The 22,584-nt window shown below is 44.5% G+C and carries 21 protein-coding genes; 16 read left to right on the top strand and 5 right to left on the bottom strand.

The annotated features are described in order from the left end of the window. The first annotated feature begins 238 nt into the window (after positions 1-238). Both JOC54_RS04750 and JOC54_RS04755 read left to right on the top strand, forming a co-directional pair. Positions 239-1,987, top strand: a complete 1,749-nt coding sequence (locus JOC54_RS04750; protein ID WP_204464803.1) for an ABC transporter transmembrane domain-containing protein — start codon at positions 239-241, stop codon at positions 1,985-1,987. 2 nt (positions 1,988-1,989) lie between these two features. Then, positions 1,990-3,771: an ABC transporter ATP-binding protein gene (locus JOC54_RS04755; RefSeq protein ID WP_204464805.1), complete on the top strand. Its 1,782-nt coding sequence runs from the start codon at positions 1,990-1,992 to the stop codon at positions 3,769-3,771. Positions 3,772-4,101: 330 nt separating this feature from the next. Here the strand turns inward: JOC54_RS04755 and JOC54_RS04760 are convergent, their stop codons facing one another. Beyond that, positions 4,102-4,566 (bottom strand): DUF2621 domain-containing protein, encoded by a 465-nt coding sequence (locus tag JOC54_RS04760; protein ID WP_035421942.1) that lies wholly within the window; start codon positions 4,564-4,566, stop codon positions 4,102-4,104. 91 nt (positions 4,567-4,657) lie between these two features. Between JOC54_RS04760 and JOC54_RS04765 the strand changes: the two genes are divergently transcribed. Then, a complete protein-coding gene (locus tag JOC54_RS04765) occupies positions 4,658-5,074 on the top strand; it encodes a hypothetical protein (protein WP_204464808.1) in 417 nt (138 codons plus the stop codon). A gap of 36 nt (positions 5,075-5,110) precedes the next feature. On the opposite strand, the gene JOC54_RS04770 is transcribed toward JOC54_RS04765, so the two are convergent. Further along, a complete protein-coding gene (locus JOC54_RS04770) occupies positions 5,111-5,194 on the bottom strand; it encodes a YjcZ family sporulation protein (RefSeq protein WP_051992938.1) in 84 nt (27 codons plus the stop codon). 71 nt (positions 5,195-5,265) lie between these two features. Continuing rightward, positions 5,266-5,394: a small acid-soluble spore protein P gene (locus JOC54_RS04775; RefSeq protein WP_035441987.1), complete on the bottom strand. Its 129-nt coding sequence runs from the start codon at positions 5,392-5,394 to the stop codon at positions 5,266-5,268. Between the two features lie 217 nt (positions 5,395-5,611). Between JOC54_RS04775 and acnA the strand changes: the two genes are divergently transcribed. Further along, a complete protein-coding gene (gene acnA, locus JOC54_RS04780) occupies positions 5,612-8,329 on the top strand; it encodes an aconitate hydratase AcnA (RefSeq protein WP_204464809.1) in 2,718 nt (905 codons plus the stop codon). A gap of 167 nt (positions 8,330-8,496) precedes the next feature. Continuing rightward, positions 8,497-11,799 (top strand): efflux RND transporter permease subunit, encoded by a 3,303-nt coding sequence (locus JOC54_RS04785; RefSeq protein ID WP_204464810.1) that lies wholly within the window; start codon positions 8,497-8,499, stop codon positions 11,797-11,799. A 284-nt stretch (positions 11,800-12,083) separates the two neighbouring features. On the opposite strand, the gene JOC54_RS23135 is transcribed toward JOC54_RS04785, so the two are convergent. Continuing rightward, entirely contained in the window at positions 12,084-12,218 is a 135-nt protein-coding gene (locus tag JOC54_RS23135) for a hypothetical protein (protein ID WP_275582681.1), read from the bottom strand. A gap of 126 nt (positions 12,219-12,344) precedes the next feature. Here JOC54_RS23135 and JOC54_RS04790 point away from each other — a divergent pair, with 126 nt between their 5' ends. From JOC54_RS04790 to JOC54_RS04805, 4 genes are all read left to right on the top strand, one after another. After that, a complete protein-coding gene (locus JOC54_RS04790; protein ID WP_081765787.1) occupies positions 12,345-12,473 on the top strand; it encodes an FbpB family small basic protein in 129 nt (42 codons plus the stop codon). A gap of 55 nt (positions 12,474-12,528) precedes the next feature. After that, positions 12,529-12,666: an acid-soluble spore protein N gene (locus JOC54_RS04795; protein ID WP_081761235.1), complete on the top strand. Its 138-nt coding sequence runs from the start codon at positions 12,529-12,531 to the stop codon at positions 12,664-12,666. Between the two features lie 125 nt (positions 12,667-12,791). Next, positions 12,792-14,411 (top strand): CopD family protein, encoded by a 1,620-nt coding sequence (locus JOC54_RS04800; protein WP_204464811.1) that lies wholly within the window; start codon positions 12,792-12,794, stop codon positions 14,409-14,411. An 11-nt stretch (positions 14,412-14,422) separates the two neighbouring features. Then, a complete protein-coding gene (locus tag JOC54_RS04805) occupies positions 14,423-16,606 on the top strand; it encodes an AAA family ATPase (protein WP_204464812.1) in 2,184 nt (727 codons plus the stop codon). On the opposite strand, the gene JOC54_RS04810 is transcribed toward JOC54_RS04805, so the two are convergent. Then, positions 16,603-16,854, bottom strand: a complete 252-nt coding sequence (locus tag JOC54_RS04810; RefSeq protein ID WP_035421952.1) for a hypothetical protein — start codon at positions 16,852-16,854, stop codon at positions 16,603-16,605. The two genes, JOC54_RS04805 and JOC54_RS04810, sit on opposite strands and share 4 nt — an antisense overlap. 229 nt (positions 16,855-17,083) lie before the next feature. On the opposite strand from JOC54_RS04810, the gene JOC54_RS04815 reads away from it, so the two are divergent. The 7 genes from JOC54_RS04815 to JOC54_RS04845 all read left to right on the top strand — a co-directional run bounded on the left by JOC54_RS04815 (position 17,084) and on the right by JOC54_RS04845 (position 22,574). Then, complete coding sequence (locus JOC54_RS04815; RefSeq protein WP_275582682.1) at positions 17,084-17,509, top strand: acyl-CoA thioesterase; 426 nt, start codon at positions 17,084-17,086, stop codon at positions 17,507-17,509. Continuing rightward, the gene (locus JOC54_RS04820) at positions 17,509-17,811 is read left to right on the top strand and encodes a hypothetical protein (RefSeq protein ID WP_054792215.1); all 303 of its coding nucleotides are present in this window, start codon (positions 17,509-17,511) and stop codon (positions 17,809-17,811) included. Before JOC54_RS04815 ends, JOC54_RS04820 begins: the two co-directional genes overlap by 1 nt. 14 nt (positions 17,812-17,825) lie before the next feature. Beyond that, positions 17,826-18,650: an NAD(+) synthase gene (gene nadE, locus JOC54_RS04825; RefSeq protein WP_204464818.1), complete on the top strand. Its 825-nt coding sequence runs from the start codon at positions 17,826-17,828 to the stop codon at positions 18,648-18,650. 76 nt (positions 18,651-18,726) lie between these two features. Beyond that, on the top strand, positions 18,727-19,200 hold the full coding sequence (locus tag JOC54_RS04830; protein ID WP_204464820.1) for a DUF4352 domain-containing protein: 474 nt from the start codon (positions 18,727-18,729) through the stop codon (positions 19,198-19,200). Positions 19,201-19,291: 91 nt separating this feature from the next. Then, a complete protein-coding gene (locus JOC54_RS04835; RefSeq protein WP_204464826.1) occupies positions 19,292-20,476 on the top strand; it encodes an RtcB family protein in 1,185 nt (394 codons plus the stop codon). A 16-nt stretch (positions 20,477-20,492) separates the two neighbouring features. Further along, complete coding sequence (locus tag JOC54_RS04840) at positions 20,493-21,302, top strand: AAC(3) family N-acetyltransferase (RefSeq protein WP_204464827.1); 810 nt, start codon at positions 20,493-20,495, stop codon at positions 21,300-21,302. 234 nt (positions 21,303-21,536) lie between these two features. Then, entirely contained in the window at positions 21,537-22,574 is a 1,038-nt protein-coding gene (locus JOC54_RS04845) for a DUF2332 domain-containing protein (RefSeq protein WP_204464830.1), read from the top strand. The last annotated feature ends 10 nt before the right edge of the window (positions 22,575-22,584 follow it).

The raw sequence follows: 22,584 nt of genomic DNA on the forward strand, positions 1-22,584 counted from the left end.
ACATGGAATCGCGGGGAAAATAAGAGGATTGATTCTATAATCGAACGAACTTTCTGTACAATATTTAGCTTTCTATGGTATCTTTCTTGTTGAGGACATAATGATACAGCTAGGAAAGCTATGCTTATGCAACAGTCTACATAAGGACTGGCACTTCGCTCACGGCGAGGTGCTTCTTATTTGTTTGTTGTGTATTATGTGAAAATTAAATCTACAGCTAGAGTAATGGGGGAAGAGTATGCGTGTTTTTTTAGATTTGGGCTGGTTTTTTAAGAAACACTGGAAGGCGTATGTATTTGGAACGCTTGTTTTAGCCCTCGTATCGTTTTTATCGCTTGTGCCACCGCGAGTTATCGGGCAAGTCGTTGATCTCATCGATACGAATACACTGACGCAAGCAACATTGTTTCAGTATGTTGCGCTGATCATGGGAATTGGGATTGTTTTATACGTACTGCGCTTTTTATGGCGCGTGCTCATCTTTGGGGCTGCGTTTAAGCTGGCGCGTCAAGTGCGCAATGATTTGTATCGGCATTATACGAAAATGCCAAAGTCCTTCTATCATCAGCGAACCACGGGTAATTTAATGGCGATTTCCACAAATGATGTGCGTGCCGTACAGGCAACTGCCGGGGAAGGCGTGCTGACCATTGTTGATGCGATTTTGCTAGGGGGAATGGTTGTTGCGACGATGGCGTTGACTCTGCATTGGCAGCTGACGTTAATTACCTTGTTGCCACTGCCGTTGATGGCGATTTTGACAAGTTATTATGGCTCGTTATTACATAAACGTTTTGGTGGAGCGCAGGCGGCTTTTAGCTCGTTAAACGATACGGTTCAAGAAAATATTAGCGGCATGAAGGTAACAAAGGCGTTTGGGCAAGAAGAGGCAGAAAACACGCGCTTTCGCAATCAATCAGCAATGGTTGTCGAACAGAATGTGAAAGTCGCAAAAGTCGATGCGTTGTTTGATCCGACGATTAGCGCAGTGATCGGAACCTGTTATTTACTGGCGATTGGATTTGGGGCCAATTTTGTTGTTGCGGGCACAATGACGATTGGTGAACTGACGTCATTCGTTGTGTATTTAGGACTGTTAATATGGCCGATGCTCGCTTTAGGGATGTTTTTTAACGTAATCGAGCGAGGTAGAGCCTCCTATGACCGAATCCGCGACGTGTTACGAGCGAAGTCCGACCTTCAGGAAGTAAGTGAGGCTGTGGCAAAGCCGATTGACGGAAACATCGAGGTGGAGATTGACGAGTTTCGCTATGCGAAAACAGACTCCCCCGTGTTAAAAGACGTTCATTTCACTTTAAAGCAGGGGCAGACGCTTGGTATCGTGGGCAAGACGGGAAGTGGGAAATCTACTTTGCTGTCGCTGTTGCAACGGGAAAGCGATGTGACAAAAGGGTCCATAAAGCTTGATTCCATTGGGATCGACCAGTTTGAGCTCGACCGGGTCAAAGAAGCCTTTGGCATTGTGCCGCAAGAACATTTTCTGTTTTCGGCCACAATTGCTGAGAACGTTGCTTTTGCGAAACCAGAGGCCGCGTTAACCGAAATTATTCGTGCTTGTCAGCTGGCAAGCGTGCACGAGGATATTAGGCGTTTTCCTGAGGGGTATGACACGATTGTTGGTGAGCGTGGCGTGACGCTTTCGGGTGGACAAAAGCAGCGCATCTCGATCGCTCGGGCGATTTTAAGCAATCCAGCCATTCTTATTCTCGATGACTCTCTGTCTGCTGTTGACGCGAAGACAGAAGAAGAAATTTTAGAGGCATTAAGGAAGACCAATTCAAACCAGACGCTTATTATGAGCGCCCACCGCCTTAGCGCCGTCAGCCACGCGTCACTCATCCTAGTTATGGAAGATGGAACGATTGCCCAGGCTGGAACCCATGCTGAGTTAATGAAACAAGGTGGCTGGTATAAAGAGATGTACGAGCGCCAGCAGTTAGAGACGATCGTTGAGCAAGGGGGTTGATGATGAAACATACAGATGAGGTTTTGACTGGAAAAGAACAGCGCGTGATCTTTAAGCGCTTGTTAAGCTATGCCAAGGTTCATTACAAAAAATTGATTCTCGCTTTTTTAATTATGTTTATTGCGGCAGGTGCGGAATTGCTCCAGCCGATATTAATCGCTCGGTTTATTGATGACTATTTAACGCCACAAGTGTTTCCAACAGACCCGCTTGTGATGCTCGCTTCACTCTATGTTGGTTTACTCATTGTTGCGGTAATAAGCCAATACGTGCAGAGCCTGCTGTTTCAAAAGATTGCCCTAAGAATTGTTCAGGCACTGCGCGTTGATGTATTTAAAAACGTTCAGAAGCTTGGGCTATCCTTTTTTGACCGGATGCCGGGTGGGGGACTTGTTTCGAGGATTACGAATGATACAGAGTCGATTAAAGAGCTGTATGTAAGTGTATTAGCTGTGTTTGTGCAAAATGGGATTTTTATGATTGGGACATTTGTCGCGATGTTTTATTTAAATGCGACGCTCGCGCTCTATTGTTTAATCTTTCTTCCGCTACTTTTACTAGTCATTCGTCTATACCGGAAGATTAGCTCACGGTTTTATGAGCGTGTAAGTGCGAAGGTGAGTGAGATTAATGCCAAGATGAGTGAGTCTGTCCAAGGAATGGCCATCATTCAGGTGTTTCGCCAGGAAAAGCGAATGCGCAAAGAGTTTGGTCAGACCAATGAAGAACATTACCAAGCCGGGATGAGAGCGATGAAAGCAGACGCGCTTCTTCTGCGTCCAATCGTTGACATTCTTAGTTTAATCGCGATTTCAATTGTGCTCCTTTATTTCGGTTTTCAATCGTTTATTGGCCCAATCGAGCTTGGTGTGCTTTACGCGTTTGTTAATTACCTTGATCGTTTCTTTGAACCGGTGAATCAAATTATGCAGCGTTTGTCCTTGTTTCAACAAGCGATTGTGTCCGCTGGACGGGTGTTTCGTTTAATGGATCAGCGTGAATATGCGCCAGAACAGAAGGGCGAAGACGCACCGAAAATTGAGGCGGGAGGAATCGAGTTTAACAACGTGACGTTTTCTTATGATGGGAAAACGGATGTATTGCGCAATATTTCCTTTACAGCGGAAAAAGGGCAGACGATCGCCTTAGTCGGCCATACTGGTAGCGGAAAGAGCTCCATCATTAATTTGCTTATGCGTTTTTATCCACTGATCAATGGGACGATTACCATTGACGGCAAACCTTTACAGGCCTTCAGTGAAGAGGAGCTGCGTGCCAACGTTGGACTCGTGCTTCAAGACTCGTTTCTGTATAGCGGGACGGTTGCGAGCAATGTCACTCTTGGCAGAGAAGGATTTACGGACGAAGACATTCGAGCGGCTTGTGAATTTGTGGGAGCTGATCGTTTTATTGAAAAATTAGCTGGTGGCTATCATGCGCCAGTGACGGAGCGTGGAGCGACGTTTTCGAGCGGGGAAAAACAGCTTCTTTCCTTTGCACGGACAATGCTTGCTGATCCGGCCATTTTAGTGCTTGATGAAGCTACGGCAAATGTTGATACGGAAACGGAAGAAGCGATTCAAGCTGCTTTAAACAAGATGCAGCAAAATCGAACGACGATTGCAATTGCCCATCGCTTATCAACGATTAAGCACGCAGATGTGATTCTTGTCTTGCATCAAGGAGAGATCGTCGAACAAGGCAGCCACGAGCAGCTGCTAAAAGAAGAAGGGCTCTATCATAAGATGTACCTTCTGCAAGCTAGAGAGCAGCTGACGGCGTAGCGTTAAGCGCGAGGTTGTTTGAAAAGTCTTTGAAAAGTACGAAGGGGTTAAAAAAATCCTTTCGTACTTTTTTATGATTTTTGTGCGAGGCGCATTTTTATGAAATAGAGTTTGAATTGGAACGTAAGGCGGTGACGCCAGCGGAAAAAGGGGCGTGTTGAGACAAGCAGAACGAAGACTGCGAAGGCTCAGCCGTTCCTCCGCGGCAAGCTTCCGCCTGAAGTTGAAATCAACCGCTCCACTTACTTACGCTTTCCTTATTAATGTAAAAAAAGCTGTTCCAATCAGGTCGATTAAAACCTAATTGGAACAGCTCCTTTTATGTATACTTCAGGAAATTTCGCGACCACGGCTCTTTGTGGTGCGGTCCAATAAATGCTCATATGGTTCAAGGTCAATCTGCTTCTGAGTTAATTTTTTAATTAAAAAGCGATGATCTTTTTTCGGTGTGGCAATAATATAGCCGCGAATAATCATATCAAGCGTTAATTGAGTGGCATTTTCTTTTAAGGCAATCTCGCTGATTTTGCCGGCAATCTTCTCTTTGGCGACATCTCGAAAAAGTTCTGGTACAGGTTGAACAAGTTCATTGAGCAATGAGCGTTGTTCGTCTTTCCATAGTGGTAATGCTTGTTCGATATAATAAGCCTGCCAATCCAAGATTGATTTTCCATCTTCTTTTGGTAAGCGTTTTAGAAATTTCCGGAACATAAAGAAGCCACCGATCAGCATTAGGCCGAGCAGAATAAATGTCCAAACTATAATTAAGCTCATAAACCAGTCCCAGCCAGTCATTGTTATCCTCCTTACATGACTTTTCTTCTTGTCCTTTTTTCTTACTTTATCATAAAATAGACAGTGGTGCCACGGAAGGACGGAGGATTTTATGTCAGGAATTGTTTGGTTTGCGCTTCATATGTTTAGTTCGTTGTTTCTTTTTTTATGTATTCCCTTGCCGTTTTTATTTTACGCGGCGCGCCTCGATGAAGGAGAGCGCTTGCGTCGAATATTGTTAAATGCGTACCGCTTTATTTTTATGGGTGCTCATCTTGCGCTTGTTTTGTTAATTGCGACGGGGATTGGCTTAGTAAATGATTGGAGCGACCCCTGGATTTGGTTGGTTCTAGTCATTACGGTTGCAATTGGCTCAAGCTTAGGGTTCTCGGCAAAATCGGTGCGGTTGCTCCGCGAAAATTTTGCAAATAAAGAGGCGCAAACGCAGCTTCGGTACGCTAGCTTAGTTCTATGCGCAAGCATCATTGCTATGTTTGCCGTGAAGTATGGGGTTTATTTTATTGATTAAAGAGAAAAAAGGACTGCTGAAGCGCAGTCCTCTTTTTTAAAACCAGCTTGCTCCTACAATAACAAGAAGTATAAACAATACTACGATAAGGGCAAAACCGCCGCCGTATCCACCGCTCATAGTTAAACCCCCTTCACCATCTGGTATAAGGTAGTCTATGCGCGTTGGTCTAAATTGGATTGGGCGAAAGGTTAGCCTTCGCCATTAGTTTGACTGACATGGTTCGCTTTTTTTGTTTTATGCGACCCACTCATTGGTTTTGGTTGACCGCTTTTTGCGTCAAGTGGCTGATTGCGTCTATTTTTAGAATTCCCCTTCATGAACAATCCCTCCTCTCTCTTACAGTATGAGAAAATCGACTTTTTCTATCCCTTTTTTAAAATTGTGTCGAAAAAAAGATTTAAACTTTGCAAGACTTTTGCTATTCTAATGAAGGGAATCATATTTGCGACAGTTTAAAAGCGCTTACGTTTGGTGCAGATCTTTAGACAACGCTGTCATTTTGCGATATGATTATGCTGATAAGGAGGGTCTATAATGTCAACTAATTTAGATGTATTTAAAGCTCGGTCTTCTTTTGATTTACATGGAAAAACGTATCATTATTATGCACTGGATGCCCTTGAAAAGGCTGGAATTGGGGAAGTGAGCAAGCTTCCATATTCGGTGAAAGTGCTACTAGAATCTGTTTTAAGACAATATGACGATTATGTAATTAAGAAAGAGCATGTGGAGAACCTAGCGAAGTGGGGAACGAAAGAACAAAAAGAGATTGACGTTCCATTTAAACCTTCACGCGTTATCCTGCAAGATTTCACAGGTGTTCCAGCTGTAGTGGATTTGGCTGCTTTACGTAAAGCAATGGCTGATCTTGGCGGAAACCCTGACCAAATTAACCCTGAAATCCCGGTTGATCTCGTCATTGACCACTCGGTTCAGGTCGACAAGTTTGGTACAGAAGATTCATTGATGTACAACATGAATCGTGAATTTGAACGTAACGGTGAGCGCTATGAGTTTTTAAGCTGGGCAAAGAAAGCGTTTGATAATTACAACGCTGTCCCGCCAGCAACGGGTATTGTGCACCAAGTAAACTTGGAGTACATAGCGAATGTCGTTCACGCGATTGAGAAAGACGGCGAGCTTGTTGCTTTCCCGGATTCTCTTGTTGGGACAGACTCTCATACGACCATGATCAATGGGATCGGTGTACTTGGCTGGGGCGTTGGTGGAATTGAAGCTGAAGCAGGAATGCTTGGACAGCCTTCTTATTTCCCAGTACCAGAAGTTATCGGCTTAAAGTTTAAAGGATCATTACCAAGTGGAACAACAGCTACAGACGTCGCGCTTAAAGTGACGCAAGTTCTTCGTCAAAAGAACGTTGTTGGAAAATTTGTTGAGTATTTTGGTCCTGGTCTTGCCGATATGCCGCTTGCTGACCGTGCAACGATTTCAAACATGGCGCCTGAATATGGTGCAACATGTGGTTTCTTCCCGGTAGATGAAGAAGCATTAAACTACTTACGTTTAACAGGTCGTTCAGAAGAGCAAATTGATCTTGTTCGTGCCTACAGCAAAGAAAACGGTCTATGGTACGTTCCTGGTGAAACACCAGATCCTGCCTACACAGACGTTGTGGAAGTAGATCTTTCTACGATTCATGCCAATCTTTCTGGTCCAAAGCGTCCTCAAGATTTAATCGAGCTTCCGAAGATGCAGAAATCGTTCCAAGAAGCGGTTGTTGCGCCTGCGGGTAACCACGGTCTAGGTCTTGATCAAGCGGAATTTAATAAAACGGTTAATGTCGCCTACAAAGACGGTCGCACAACAACAATGAAAACAGGTGCTGTTGCGATAGCCGCGATTACGAGCTGTACAAATACTTCAAACCCATACGTGCTGGTTGCAGCTGGTTTAGTTGCGAAAAAAGCAAGTGAACTTGGTTTGAAAGTACCTGAATATGTAAAAACATCACTTGCACCAGGTTCAAAAGTTGTTACGGGTTATTTAAATGATTCAGGCTTAATGCCTTATTTAGAAAACCTCGGCTTTAACCTTGTTGGGTACGGTTGTACAACATGTATCGGTAACTCTGGTCCACTTGAAGATGAGATTGAAGAAGCGATTGCCCAAAACGACTTGACGGTAACGTCGGTTCTCTCTGGTAACCGTAACTTCGAAGGTCGTATTCATCCACTTGTGAAAGCAAATTACTTGGCTTCTCCGCCACTTGTTGTTGCTTATGCACTGGCGGGCTCTGTAGATCTTGACTTATTAAACGATCCAATCTCCGTTGATAAAAACGGCAAAGACGTTTACTTTAAAGACATCTGGCCTTCTACGGAAGAAGTTCGTGCGATCGTTGACAAAACAGTCACACCTGAACTATTCCGTCGCGAGTATGCAGATGTATTTACAAGCAACGAGCGTTGGAACGAAATTAATACAACTGACGATGCTCTTTACAAGTGGGATGATGAGTCTACGTACATTGCTAACCCACCGTTCTTTGAAGAGATGGCAAAAGATCCAGAAGCGGTGAAACCGTTAAACAATCTGCGAGTTGTTGGTAAGTTTGGCGATTCCGTGACAACGGATCACATTTCGCCAGCAGGAGCGATTGGGAAAACAACGCCTGCCGGTAAATTCTTGATTGAAAAAGGCGTAAAACCAGCTGACTTTAACTCATATGGTTCTCGTCGTGGAAATCATGATGTCATGATGCGTGGAACGTTTGCCAACATTCGTATCCGCAACCAAATCGCGCCAGGTACAGAGGGTGGTTTCACAACGTACTGGCCGACAGGTGAAGTGATGTCAATTTATGATGCGGCAATGAAGTACAAAGAAACAAACACTGGTTTAGTGGTTATTGCTGGTCAAGATTACGGCATGGGATCTTCTCGTGACTGGGCGGCAAAAGGAACAAACCTTCTAGGAATTAAGACGGTTATCGCTGAAAGCTATGAGCGTATCCACCGTTCGAACCTTGTGCTTATGGGTGTTCTTCCGCTTCAATTTAAAGCGGGTGAAGGCGCTGAATCACTTGGATTAACTGGAAAAGAAACCATTTCAGTCGCAATTGACGATACGGTTAAGCCGCGTGACCATGTGAACGTAACAGCTGTTGCTGAAGATGGTACAATAACGGAGTTCGAAGCGCTTGTACGCTTTGATAGTGATGTTGATGTGGATTACTACCGTCACGGTGGTATCTTACAAATGGTTTTACGTGACAAATTAGCGACAGTTTAATGTAAATTTAAAAAAGCCTTGCTTGAATCTCTTTTCAAGCAGGCTTTTTTGCATCAAACTAGTTTAGAGGTCTAAATTGTTTTGCTTGATCTTTGAAAGGGTAATTGTGTAAGGTAGTTATAGCATAGAAACTAGAAAAAGAAATGGGACGATGGAGGAAACCAACTGTGACTAATTTTTCAATCCGCAGGCCCGTGTTTACCATTGTGGGAATGATATTTTTCATCATAATGGGTATTGTTTCGTTAACACGGTTGCCATTGCAGCTCTTGCCGGAAATTAACCCTCCGGTTGCCGTAGTTGCAACAAGCTTTCCAAATGTAAATCCGCAAGAAGTGCAGGATCAAGTGACGATCCCTGTAGAGAATCGTTTAGCAACGATTTCTGGTTTGCAAACGATGACATCAAATACGTCAGAAGGGTCCTCGCTCGTTGTACTAGAGTTTGATTGGAGTAGCTCAATTGAAGATGTTGAATTAGACATTATTAATGCACTTCGACAGTTGGATTTGCCTGACGGGGCAGGGGAGCCGAGCTTTTTAAAGTTTGACCCATCGATGTTCCCAATGATGCAGCTTGCTGTAACATCCAGTGAGGAAATAGCCGATTTTCAAGACGATGTGTTTGACTTAGAACAAGAAATCTTACAAGTTCCCGGCGTTGCGAGCGTAACGGAATCCGGCAGCTTAACAGAAATTATTTCAATTGAGCTTGACCAAGATGCGCTTGTTGAACAAGGCGTCGCGCAAGAAACCGTCGTGTCTGCGCTGCAGGCAAATAACATTTCCCTACCAGGTGGGGTCGTGGAACAAAATGATTTAAGCTTAACCACACGCGTGATCTATCAGTTGAACAGCTTAGCTGATATTGAAGAGCTGGTCGTTTCTGTCGATCCTGAAACAGGTTCAGAAGTAACGATTAGTGATGTTGCAACTGTTGAAATAACGAATGAAGAGCAACAAAGCTTAACACGGGCAAACCAAGAGCCGGCGATTAGCTTATCAGTTATGCAGGAATCAAGTGCAAACACGACACAAACATCAAATGCCGTAAATGATCGCTTGGCTGAACTTGCTGACGATACGGATTATGAAGACCTAGATGTTGTTGTGTTATACGATGAAGGCGACTATATTAACTCCGCCATTCAAAGCGTAGCGACTGCTTTGTTAATTGGTGGAGCGTTAGCTATGGTTGTTTTATTCTTCTTCTTACGTAATTTGAAGACACCATTAATTATTGGTTTAGCGATACCATTTTCTGTTATCGTCACATTTGCCTTTATGTTCTTCTTGGATATTGGCTTAAACATTATGACGCTCGGAGGACTAGCGCTCGGAATTGGTCTTGTTGTTGATAACGCAATTGTTGTTATTGAAAACATATACCGCCACCTTTCTAAAGGGAAAAATTCCAAACAAGCTGCTGCTGATGGAACAAAAGAAGTGCTTGGGGCGATTGTTGCGTCAACGTTAACGACGGTTTCCGTATTCTTACCGATTGTCTTTATTGGTGGGATTGTTGGAAACTTGTTTAGAGAACTTGCATTAACGGTTTCATTCAGTTTACTATCTTCACTTCTTGTTGCGATTACGGTAGTTCCGATGATTGCTAGTCGCGTTTTAAAAGCGCCGCTTGAAAATACCGAAACAAATCGTCGCGAAACCAAAACGATGAAACGACTAGAAGCGATGACGAATTGGTCCCTCGGCCACCGGAAAACGGTTATCTTTATTACCATTGCTTTACTTGTGCTAGGTGGACTTGGCTTAAGAACAGTCGGCACAGAACTTATTCCAGAAAGCGATCAAGGTTCCTTTACCGTTGATATAGAGATGGAAACGGGAACGAGCTTAACGCGGACAACAGAAGCGGTTGCCCAAGTGGAAGAAGTGCTGGAAGACTATCAAGAAATTAGTGATTACGTCAGCATCATTGGTTCGAGTAATGATCCAAGTCAGTCGGGAGAATCCCACATGGCACAAATTACAGTAGCAATGATGCCTCAAAATGAGCGGTCAGTTACGACTGCAGAGTTTGTCGAATCAATTGAACGTGATCTTGAGCGCGCGGATGAAGCCGCGGAAATACGCTCTTATACACAGGCGGCAGCCTTTGGTGGCGAAGCAAATACAACACCGTTCACACTAACTCACTCAGATCGCGGTACGCTTTACGACACGGCCTATGAAATTGAAGAAGAACTTAATGATTCTTCAATTGTCCGTGAAGTACAGCTTAGTATTGAAGATACGATTCCAGAGATTGTCGTTGATGTCGACCCAGAAGAAGCAAGGGCAGCTGGCTTAACACCTGCTGAAATTGCCAATCAGGTTAGTCAAGCTACTCGCGGGGAAACAGCAATGACGGTCGAGATTACAAGTGAAGACGAAGCGAACAAGACGTATGAAGTCAATGTTGGTCTTGGCGCAGAATTTACAGAAACAGTCGAAGCTCTTGAGAACTTATCGATTTCCTCTCAAGACGGTTCAGTCGTAAGCTTAGCAGACGTCGCCACGATTGAAGAGGGCGAATCACCAGCAACCATTCAACGCGCCGATCAAGAAGAGGCGGTTGAAGTAACGGTTGGCTACACAACGAACGCGACTCAAAGTGATGTATCACAGCTGATTCAAGATGTAGTTGATGATGTTGAGCTACCAGATGGGATGACATTTGGTTTTGGTGGAGAACAAGAAATTCTTGACGACTCCATCGGAAGCATGATTATGGCGCTTGTATTAGCGATTGTCTTTATTTACTTGATTATGGCAGCTCAGTTTGAATCCTTTAAGCTACCATTTATCATGTTAATGACCGTACCACTTGTGTTAATTGGGGTAACCATTGCCCTAACGGTAACGCAAACAGCGATTGGGGTTACAACGTTCATTGGGATCATTATTCTCGTTGGTGTTGTTGTGAACAACGGAATTGTGATGCTCGACTTTGTGAACCAGCAGAAGCGCAAAGGAATGTCTACGTACAACGCGCTTGTTGAATCGGTTCAGTTACGAACGCGTCCAATTGTGATGACGTCGGTAACGGCGATTCTTGGTATGGTGCCAATTGCGCTCGGTTTTGGTGAAGGTGCTGAACTTCAGCAACCGATGGCGATTGCAGTTATTGGTGGTTTGATTAGTAGTACAGCACTGACGCTCATTTTCATTCCAGTACTATACAGCTTGTTTGATAAAGAAACACGCTCAAAGAAAAACCCGAAGTTTGTAACGATTGACGGAGAATATTATGAAGTCGATGAGCAGAACCGGGCGACAAAAACACTTCCACAAAGCAAACAAGATCAATCTGATGAAGAAGCAACGACAACAGATGAAGATCAAACGCAGCCGGAAGACGAAGCTAAAACGGAGCAGAACGAAGAGAAGCGCGATTTAAGTCGCGACGAAATCGTTAATCTGCTTGAAACGATTGTCTCAAAGTCAAAAAAAGACGATGAGAAGAAATAAATGATGAACAAAAAGCGCGGAAGGATTTATTTTATCCATCCGCGCTTTTTTGTGTTCTCTTTAAGATAATTGTATGTATTGATTGGAAAGAAAGGTGGTGACGCCTGCGGAAAAAGGAGCGAGTTGAGACAAGCAGAACGAAGACTGCGAAGGCTCAACCGTTCCTCCGCGGCAAGCTTCCACCTGTAGTGGAAATCAACCTCTCAATACGACTAATAAAAATTAATCACGTTCACATTTCCCCTGATTCCAACATCATAGCTAAATGCATAAAAACAAAGCAACTACAGCGCTGCTTTGTCTCTTTTTTCTATTGGTTCTTGCTGACATATCCATTCAATTAATCGTTTTTCATCGTCTGTAACCGGACGTTTTAATTTCATTTCAAATTCTTGTTTCAACTTTAGTTCCTTTTTCATCCCTGTTCACTCCTTTTTATGACTCTATGTGCAAAATTTGATGAATATTCGTCTTTATTTTTAAAAAAGAAGGTTTAAGAAGTTTGAATTGGTGAAATACTATTGATAAAAAGAGAGGTGATGGAGATGAGACGTGTTGGCAGACTTCCTTTTAATGAATTATTAAAACAAAATAAAGAGCGCTTAACGCAAGATCGCGCTGAAATCGATCGTTTAGAAGAGCGCTTCGAGCAAAAACATGCGCTTCCAAAATAAAGTACGAAATCTTCCGTGTTGATCGGGCATCCTATTTCCTATGGAGGGGATAGTTATGAGCCAAAAAAATCGATTTGCCCAATTTACACCAGATCATTTAGGGACGCAGCCGCGTAAATCAAACCGCAACAACGGCAAGAAGATCGCGCAAAAGTCGAATGAGCAGCCAGATTATATACCTCCTAAAGGATAACGAGGAAGCCGTCAAACACTTGACGGCTTTTATTTTACGTTTTTTTGTCGATTTGTTCTAAGAAGCGACAGAAAAGGCGTTCGCCTGCTATGATAGAAGGGTATATGTACAGGAGGATCGATAGAATGATTGAACCGTTTATAAATGGGGCTTTATATAGCGTGTTAGCCTTGCTCGCAGGGCTTATTGTAATGGAGCTTGTTCCGATAAGCCGAGGGCTAAAGCAAAAAGTGCCCGCAAAAATTGTGCTTGGCGTAATTATACTTGTACCCGTCGTGTATTCTGGGTACGTACTGCAGTTAGGTGTGACCTATGCGAACTTTTTTTCGATCTCTTTTTTCGAGGGCGTGCTGACAGCCTTAAATGACCATGTGTTAGGTAAGAGTTTTCTTATCATTGGAAGCATCACCATTGTCATGGTGCTCCTGCAATTGTTTTTAAAGTCTAAGTTCCCGTTGTTTACTGCTCTCATACAGCTAGTATTATTACTCGGACATATCGTTGCCGTAAGTTTATCGAGTCATAGTGCATCCTTAACAGACATGCAAGGAGTCCTTTCAAATGCGATTCACGTTACGGCGATGGCATTTTGGACGGGGCCGCTTTTTGTTGTTAGTGTCTACGGGAAGCAGCTCGTTAATGAAAAAACGTTTCATCAATGGTTTTCTGCCGTTGCCGTATTCTGTTTGCTCCTGCTTGGAACAAGCGGAATTGTCATGATGGGCGAAATTGCGCCTGAATACGTACATAGCTGGATGCTGACGTATGGGCAGCTGTTGCTTATCAAGAATATATTAATTGCGCCTCTGCTTGTCTTTGGTTTTCGTCATTTAATTCACCTTAGTGGAAAAGGCAAGGCGCTAACCGTTGCGGAGCGCCAGCGCTCATTTCGAACCGAGTCGATTTTTGTGTTGCTTGTCTTCATCGTTACGGCGTGGCTAACGGAAACAGAGCCGCCGCATAATGTGCTGCGAACGCTTCAGTTTGAACCGATGAATCCGATTGTGCCGTTTTTCTTATCAGAGCCCTTAATTGAGAACCAACTGATCACATTTGCCCCGTCGATTGGCGCGATCCTGTTGCTTGTTGCGTCGGGACTGCTTTTACTGTTTGCTGTTTTTGCTGCCTGGTGGTTTAGACGAACATGGGTGACGGCCGCTGCTAGTGCTAGTTTTGTTGTCGTGTTTTATTTGGCTTTAATGAGCGGAAGTGCTCCAGGAGAAATCCCTGTCAATTTAACGGTACATGATTCGGTAGAAGAGGCGATTCAGGTACGCTATGAAGAGGATGAGCTCGAGCTGTTGGCAACAGTTGAACTCGACGAAGACTCGATTGGTGTGATTTATGCCGTTAATGAACGCCATCTTGTTGCTGAACGATTATTAGTGGAAGCGGATGGCTACCGTAAGTATTTAGATGCGGAAGTCGAAATGGAAAATGCCTTTTTAACAGGAGGCGAGCAGTTTATGGATACGTTTATGTTCTTGGAAAATGACTGGGTCGATCAAGAGAAGATTAGCACCTATGTTTCGGTTGGGGTTGTTCCGGAATCAATTGAACGAGTTGAACTCGTATTTTCAGAAGAAACGATTGACGTACCTGTCACAAATGGTGTGTTTCTTAACGTCCTTAGCGTCAATCAAACGTTTGCGGAAGAGCACCAATACAGGCTGTATGATCAAAACGAAAATCTTGTACAGGAAATCGACAAGCGTCAATTTGTCCATGAGGGACATGCGCATTAGGAGGTGAAGTGATGTTAATGAAATTAGAAGAAGCAGAACGCTGGCGACAGCGTCTGCTTGATGACGAGCAAGGGCAGATGACAGAAGAAAAAGCAGATAATCTCGTCAAACTGGCAACACTTCGCTTTGAACGACGCCAAGAATTTGATTTGTTTATGCAAGAATGGATGAATGAAACGAGTGTCTTTGCTGAATCACAGCAGCAATTTGCGGCTTTAAAAGAACGCGCCGTGTTTTTACAGTGGAAACAGCAGGAGTGGCTGACGGAAGAGTGGCCCGCGCTCCGGGAAACGGATCAAGTGCGGGCAAAGCAGCAAAAGCTTGACGCTCTGCTTGAGCGGGCGAATCATGTGCTTGCAGATACAGAAACGACAAAGCAGCCTGAACTTAAGGTGCTGCACTCTCTACGCGATGAATTACAGGAGCTCATTAAAACAGCTGAAGCATTAAAGTCGAGCTTTCAAGGTCAATATTATTCAAAAAGCTTGTTTACCGAAGTAAGACAGAAGTTGGACGACATTCATTACCTGCAGCTCCAGTTTAATCAAGCGCTCGATCAGGCAACAGGGCAGCAGGACCCCTCTGCTCTGGCGCTTCTTGATGAAATGATTGGGATTGAGGAAATCAAGACTCGTGTGAAAAAGCTCTATGCCTTTTTAAAATACCAGCAAGAGCGGAAAGAGCTAGGTTTCCAAACAAATGCCTTATTAAATTTAAATATGATTGTCACCGGGAATCCAGGTACAGGAAAAACAACAATCGCCCGCTTGCTGGCGGCGATTTACCATGAGCTTGGCGTGCTTGAAAAGCCGAGCGTCTATGAAGTCGATCGGGCATCGCTTGTTGCAGGCTATGTTGGGCAAACCGAAGAACAGACTATGGCTGCGATTGAAAAAGCGGTCGGTGGCGTTCTATTTATTGATGAGGCGTACAGTCTAAAGCGGGAAGGACAGAGTGGCAATGATTATGGACAGGCCGTGATTGACACGCTTGTCTCGGCAATGACGAGCGGTGCATATGCTGGACGTTTTGCCGTTATCCTGGCCGGTTATCCGAAAGAAATGCGGACATTTATTCGCTCAAATCCTGGGTTGTCCAGTCGTTTTCCTGATCAGAATCACCTTCATTTACCGAACTACTCAAAAGAAGAATTGTGTTTGATTGGTGAAAAAAAAGCGCTAGATAATGATTTCGTGTTCACTCCAGACGCTTTAGTAAAAGTAGAAGCGGAAATTGAGCGGGCGCAAGTCGATCAATCATTCGGCAATGCTCGCGTTGTCGAGGACATTGTAAAAATGGCGATTTTTGAAAAAGGCGCAGAAGGACAGCAGCGAACCGAAACTGACTTTGTGTTGCTGGAAGAACGCCACATCCGCTCAAGTCAAAACGAGCGGACCTACCGCGCGATGGATGAGTTAAATCAATTGATTGGCTTAACGAAAGTGAAAGAAGAAGTAAGCAAGCTGACCTCTTTTGCGAAAGTGAAAGAATCGCGCCGGCGTATGCAGCTTCCGGTACCACCGCTGCCGCTCCACACTGTCTTTTCTGGACCTCCTGGCACAGGAAAAACGACCGTTGCTAAGCTTTATGCGGAAGCTCTTAATGAGATCGGCTTACTAAAAAAAGGCCATCTTGTTACGGTTACACGAAGTGATCTTGTTAGTGGCTATATTGGCCAGACCGCAATCAAAACCAATGAAGTGATTCAAGATGCGCTTGGTGGCGTATTGTTCATTGATGAAGCCTATTCGCTCATACAGGGAGGAACCAACGACTACGGGGCGGAAGCAGTAACGACGCTCACGCAGGCGATGACCGAACATGAAGAAAACTTGATTGTGGTCTTTGCGGGTTACCAGCGAGAAATGCAGCAGCTCTTGCAAAGCAATCCAGGTTTGGAATCGCGCGTGCGGAAGGAAATTGAGTTTGTTGACTACAGCGGAGCCGAGTTATTTGAGATGATCAAGCAAAAAGCGTCTCAATACGGGTATACATGGACGAACGCCGCGCTCGTGCGGACAGAGGAACATTTTCAACAGGAGTCCATCAAAGGCAACGGCCGCTATGTCGCACGTTTATTTGAAAACATGATTCAAGCGCATGCGGTTCGACTAGCAAACGAGGAAACAAACTCAGCAACGTTAATGGAGATTACAGAGGACGACCTAGATCGAGTTTTAACGACCGATGCTTAGTTGGGTCTTAGCACTTCAATGTAACCAGCTGCGTCTAGCGCTGTAAGGGCTAGGTGTAGCTGGGTTTCCTCTACAGGCATCGCTTGAAAAAACGCTTCATCGACCACATCACGATTGGAGGCGTAGAGGTGAAGCATTAATCCAATCGCTTCTGCCGGTAGCTGGGAGTCATTAAACAAATCGGTCGGAATGGAAATGCTGTTATGGTCATTTAATGTATGGGCAAACCGTTTAATCAACACACGCATAGGAAAAAAACCGTCCTTTCTCATCTATGAAAAGTATAGCAGAGAAATGTCGAAATCGCGCTGATAAAACGTCTTTTTGCCGAAAAAAAGTAGCTGATTTTCCGAAGAGAGTATTTTTTTGTAACGTTTTTCGACTAATGATATAATGCTTGTTACATCTATGTGCAAGTGGGTATGATAATAGAGAGAAGAAATAGGATAGAGGGAACAGATTGGAGGTAGACCGTTTTTGCCGAAAAAAACAACTATAGAGGCGAAGCCGCAGTATGCGGACACCGACATGATGGGTGTGGTGTACCACGCCAATTATTTAAAGTATTTTGAGCTTGGGCGGACAGCCTTTATCGAAGCCGCAGGTTACAGCTATGTTCAAATGGAAGAAGAAGGCTATTTTGCTCCAGTGTATGACGCGTATGCGAAATACAAACAGCCGTTAAAGTATGGCGATGTGGCGACGATTGTTACCTGGTTGACGCTTAATGACGGTGTGAAAACCATTTATACATACGAGATTCGCAACCAGAATGATGAAGTGTGCGTGACGGGCTATACAACTCACGTCATTGTGAAAAAAGACACATTTCGCCCCGTTCCATTTAAACGAGCGTTTCCGGAGTGGTTTAAAACCTATCAAGCTTTAATGGATCAAGACTAATGGCCTTTGGTATAAAGCGGGCAGAATTACAGGAATGGAAAGCAAGAGCTGCTTCCGGTGAGATTGCTTTTCTCACGCATTACTGGCATGATCCCCGTTTCCCAGACTACACAACCGTTACAAAAGTAGCTTGTTTGGATTTGGACCGGCTTGCGCACTGGGGAGAGCGCTACGGTCTAAAACGGGAGTGGATTGATTACCGCGAGCAGTTTTCACATTACGATTTGCTCGGTGAAACACAACAACAGATTTTGCAGGCAGAAGGCAAGCTCTGGCAGCTGGAGCGACTGCAACCACGTTAATGGAGGGTGTTAGAATGAAGGTCAATCAAGATTCAATACGCCAAGATTTATTTTCGCAAGCGGACGTTTCTCCCACAGAAGAGATTAAACGCAGAGTCGATTTTCTCAAAGAATACACGTTAAAATCAGGCACTAGAGGGTTTGTGCTCGGCATCTCCGGCGGGCAAGATTCAACGCTTGCGGCAAAATTAGCGCAAATGGCCGTGCATGAATTAAACGAAGAGCAGAGCGAGACCTATACGTTTCATGCGGTCCGTCTGCCATATGGTGTTCAGCATGACGAAGACGATGCTCAAGCCGCACTTTCGTTTATTGAAGCAGATAAAGTGCACACCGTGAACATCAAACCAGCGGTTGATGCCTCGGAACAAGCGTTTAAAGATGCGACCGGTGAGGCATTAACTGGATTCTTAAAAGGGAATACAAAAGCAAGAGAGCGCATGAAAGTCCAGTTTGATCTTGCGGCTCACTTCAAAGCACTTGTGATTGGAACGGATCATGCGGCAGAGGCAGTCACGGGCTTTTTTACAAAGTTTGGTGATGGTGCCTGTGACGTTGCCCCATTGTTTGGCTTAACAAAAGGGCAGGGCAAAGAGCTTCTAAAAGAGCTCGGTGCGCCGGAGTTCCTTTATACAAAAGTTCCTACGGCTGATTTGGAAGACGATAAGCCGGGCTTACCAGATGAAGAAGCATTAGGCATGACGTATGAACAGATTGATGCTTACTTAGAAGGCAAGCCGCTTGAAGCAGAATTAACAGAAAAGCTAGAGGCGCGCTATGCGGCAACGGAGCATAAACGCCAGACACCTGTAACAGTTTACGATACGTGGTGGAAGTAAAACAGGAATAGAGACAGACAACCTGTCATAGAATGAAGCGTGAAGAAACAGTGTGAATAGACAGGGAGAGGAAGCAATGAAAGAAAAAGTATTGGTGTTGTTAGGACTTGTCCTATGTTTGCTGCTGATTATTGGCTTTACAAAAGGATTTAATGAATCATCAGAAGAGACGACAACGAATGGAGAACAACAAATCGATACGAACCTGCAACAAGAAATATCGGGTTTAGGTATTCGCGTGAATGGTGTAACTTATGAAGAAGAAAAAGCGGACGAGCTTGTCGTTAAGGTTGATCTAACGATTGAAAACAAGCGCGATTCCAGCGTCAATTTCACACCGATGAATATGTCCTTGATGGACAGCGAGCATTATTCGTATTCTCATGCATCGCATATTGATACAAAAGGAATATTAAGCGGTCAGCTTGGTGCCGGTCGTTCAGTATCTGGAGAATTGGCCTTCATCGTCCCAAAAGGAACGGAGTTTGAGCTGATTTATACCGACCATTTCCGTGAAGGGCAGCTCTTTTTTCCAATTGAATTAGACTAAAAGCAAGTCCCGGTTGCTTACCGGGGCTTTTTTTGCTACATAAGGAGTAGCGCTTACGCTATAATAAAAGCGAGATGAAGGGGGCAATACGATGCTTGAAGCAAAAGGAACATACAATAAAGCGAAAATTTTTACAGATACAGTCGATGAGACGGCCCTTGCGCAAATTACCGAACTTTGCAACCAACCATTTGTTGAAGGGGAGTCCATTCGAATCATGCCTGATACCCACGCAGGGGCAGGCTGCACAATCGGAACAACGATGACGATTCGCGATAAGATTGTTCCAAACCTCGTTGGTGTTGATATTGGTTGTGGAATGGAAGTCGCTATAATGAAGCAAAACAAAGCAGACGTACACTTTGACCAGTTGGATGAAACGATTCGTTCGCATGTCCCAAATGGCTTCGGAATACGTCAATCCGCGCATCCCTTTGCCAAAGAGGTCATGTTTGATCACGTTCGCGCTCCTTTTAAGCGAGACCGAGCGGAAAAAAGCATTGGCACGCTAGGTGGGGGAAATCATTTCATCGAACTGAACGAGTGGAACGATCACGTTGTTCTGGTAATTCACTCGGGTTCACGCAATTTAGGGAAACAAATTGCAGAATATTATCAGAATCGTGCGTATGATGAGTTAAGTCACGCTACCGATCAACGAGATGAGCTCATTACGCGCTTAAAACGAGAAGGACGGCAAGCAGAAATTGAACAAGAGCTAGCACGAATAAAGCAGCCATTTGTACATAAAGACCTTGCTTATTTGCAAGGAGACGGCTTTGACGACTATATGAACGACATGGCGATCGCCCAGCACTATGCTGCGCTAAACCGCAAAGCAATGATTGATGAAATCGTCCAACGCATGAACTGGCAAGTTGTTGATGGCTTCACGACAATTCATAACTATATTGATATGGAGCAGCGCATTTTGCGCAAAGGAGCCATTTCCGCGCAAAAGGATGAGCGCGTTATTATTCCGATTAATATGCGCGACGGCAGCATCATCGCCACAGGCAAAGGCAATGCCGATTGGAATTATTCCGGTCCCCACGGTGCTGGCAGGCTAATGAGCCGTTCGAAAGCAAAGAAAACGCTACAAGTAGGGGAGTTTCGCCATACGATGCAGCGTGTATGGAGCACATCCGTTTCGGAACAGACGCTTGACGAAGCGCCAATGGCGTATAAGCCGCTGGCTGACATTATTAAACATACGAAAGATACCATTGACGTAACTGCGGTCATTAAGCCGTTGTACAATTTTAAAGCGAATTAGGTAAAGGGGTAGCCAAATGAATCCAGAAAACCAGAACAACCAATTACAAACAAGAGAAACAATCGCACGTGATCTAGAGGCGCTTGGCCTAAAAAAAGGCATGCTCGTTCTCGTCCACTCTTCGCTAAAATCCCTTGGCTGGGTGTGCGGGGGACAACTTGCTGTTATTCAAGCTTTGCAAGACGTCGTGACCGAAGCCGGAACCATTATCATGCCAACCCACAGTGCCGATCTGACCGATCCTGCTGAGTGGTGCAATCCACCCGTTCCAGACGAGTGGGTGCCAGAAATCATCGCGCAAATGCCAGCATATGATCAAGAGCGTACACCGACAATGGCCATGGGGGCGATTCCAGAAGCGTTTCGGACTTATCCTGACGTAAAACGAAGCAACCATCCGATTCATTCCTTCGCCGTCTGGGGCAAAGATCAAGCAATCATTGCGCAAAACCATTCATTAAACAACGGACTCGGCGAAGAGTCACCGATTGGCTATGTGTATGCGAACGGCGGCTATGTGCTGATGCTCGGTACCGGTTATGAAACAAATACGTCGATGCATTATGCCGAGCATTTCGTCCCAGAAATAAAACAAATCAAGCAAAAAAGTCCGATTATCGAAAATGGAGCGCGCATCTGGAAAGAATACAGTGAACCAGCCTATGATGAGACGCACTTCGCCTCGATTGGCGCTCTGTATGAAAAAGAATACGATGTAACAACAGGACTCGTTGGCCAAGCGACTGCGCGGCTTGTGAATCAAACAGAGCTAGTTGATTTTACGAAAAGAAAGTTGATCGAAAAAGCTGCAATGACAATTAAGTAAATGTTCCTTAACGAGTGGTTCTTGATCAGTGCTGCTCGTTTTTTCTTGATTTATCATTGTTGTTTAACAGCTACTCAAAGCTTAAAACCCCCACAGTCAGTCACAAGCTTTTGGACGACCCATGGGGCGTGTCGAATTAGACTCTCTATATAGAAAGAGCACATTGCTTTTCTGATTAAATGAAACCGTTTAAACTATAACTATTCAGATAAAAAAGAAAGAAGGGGGCTTTTTATGCGAACAGCTGAATCCTTACAGAAAACATTTTTAACATTTGCTGAATTGGAGTGCAAGGGCTCAAGCGAGCTGTATTACGAGTTAGCGCAGAAAATCGCGCTCGATGCGGATTTACTGGAGCTCTGTCAGACTGAGAAGCGAGGACAACCGATCCCCAATTTATTATTTGGTGCGGTCCATTATTTGCTACTGCGTGGCAGTGATCACCCGCTAAAGCAGTTTTACCCGAGCGTTGTGGCTCATCCAGATCAAACAGGGGATACGTTTGCGGCATTTAAAGAATTTTGTTTGTCTCATCAAGAAGAAATCGAACAGCTGCTGCAAACAAAGATTGTTCAAACGAATGAAGTGCGGCGCTGCGCGTATTTGTATCCTGTTTTTTCAGCCGTTTATGAAAAAACACAAAAGCCAATCGCACTAATCGAAATCGGCACAAGTGCAGGGCTGCAGCTGTTTTGGGACAAGTATGCGTATGCGTACGGAGATGGCAATACATATGGAAATGAGAAGTCAAGCCTTCTGCTAACGACAGCGATTAAAAGCGAGGTGCGCCCGCCTATGCCTAATGAGGTGCCACCTGTTACCGACCGGTTTGGCTTGGATTTAAACACAATTGATTTACATAACGAAGACGAGAAGCAGTGGCTAAAAGCGTTAATTTGGCCGGATCATCAAGAGCGACTTGCTCTATTTGAGCAGGCGGCAACCTACGTTCTGGAAGGCTCGGTTCATTTTAAGGACGGCGACGGAATTGCCCAACTCGAAACCATTGCCAACATGATTGATAAGGACAGCACGATCTGCATTTTTCACACGCATGTGGCGAATCAGCTACCAGCTGAAGCAAAAGAGCGCTTGCTCAACACACTTGCTGCCATTGGTCAGACGCGGGACGTGTTTCACATTTACAACAATATGACTGATCCCTACCTACACGGGGATGCGATAATTAATGGTACGGAAAGAAAACAGACGCTTGCGGTCACAGAAGGCCATGGCAAGTGGGTCGAGTGGCTCACAGATAAACTCTTTTAAGCCGGAGGAA

Origin of the sequence: Shouchella xiaoxiensis (assembly GCF_016907895.1) — a bacterium.
Taxonomy (GTDB): domain Bacteria; phylum Bacillota; class Bacilli; order Bacillales; family Bacillaceae_D; genus Shouchella; species Shouchella xiaoxiensis.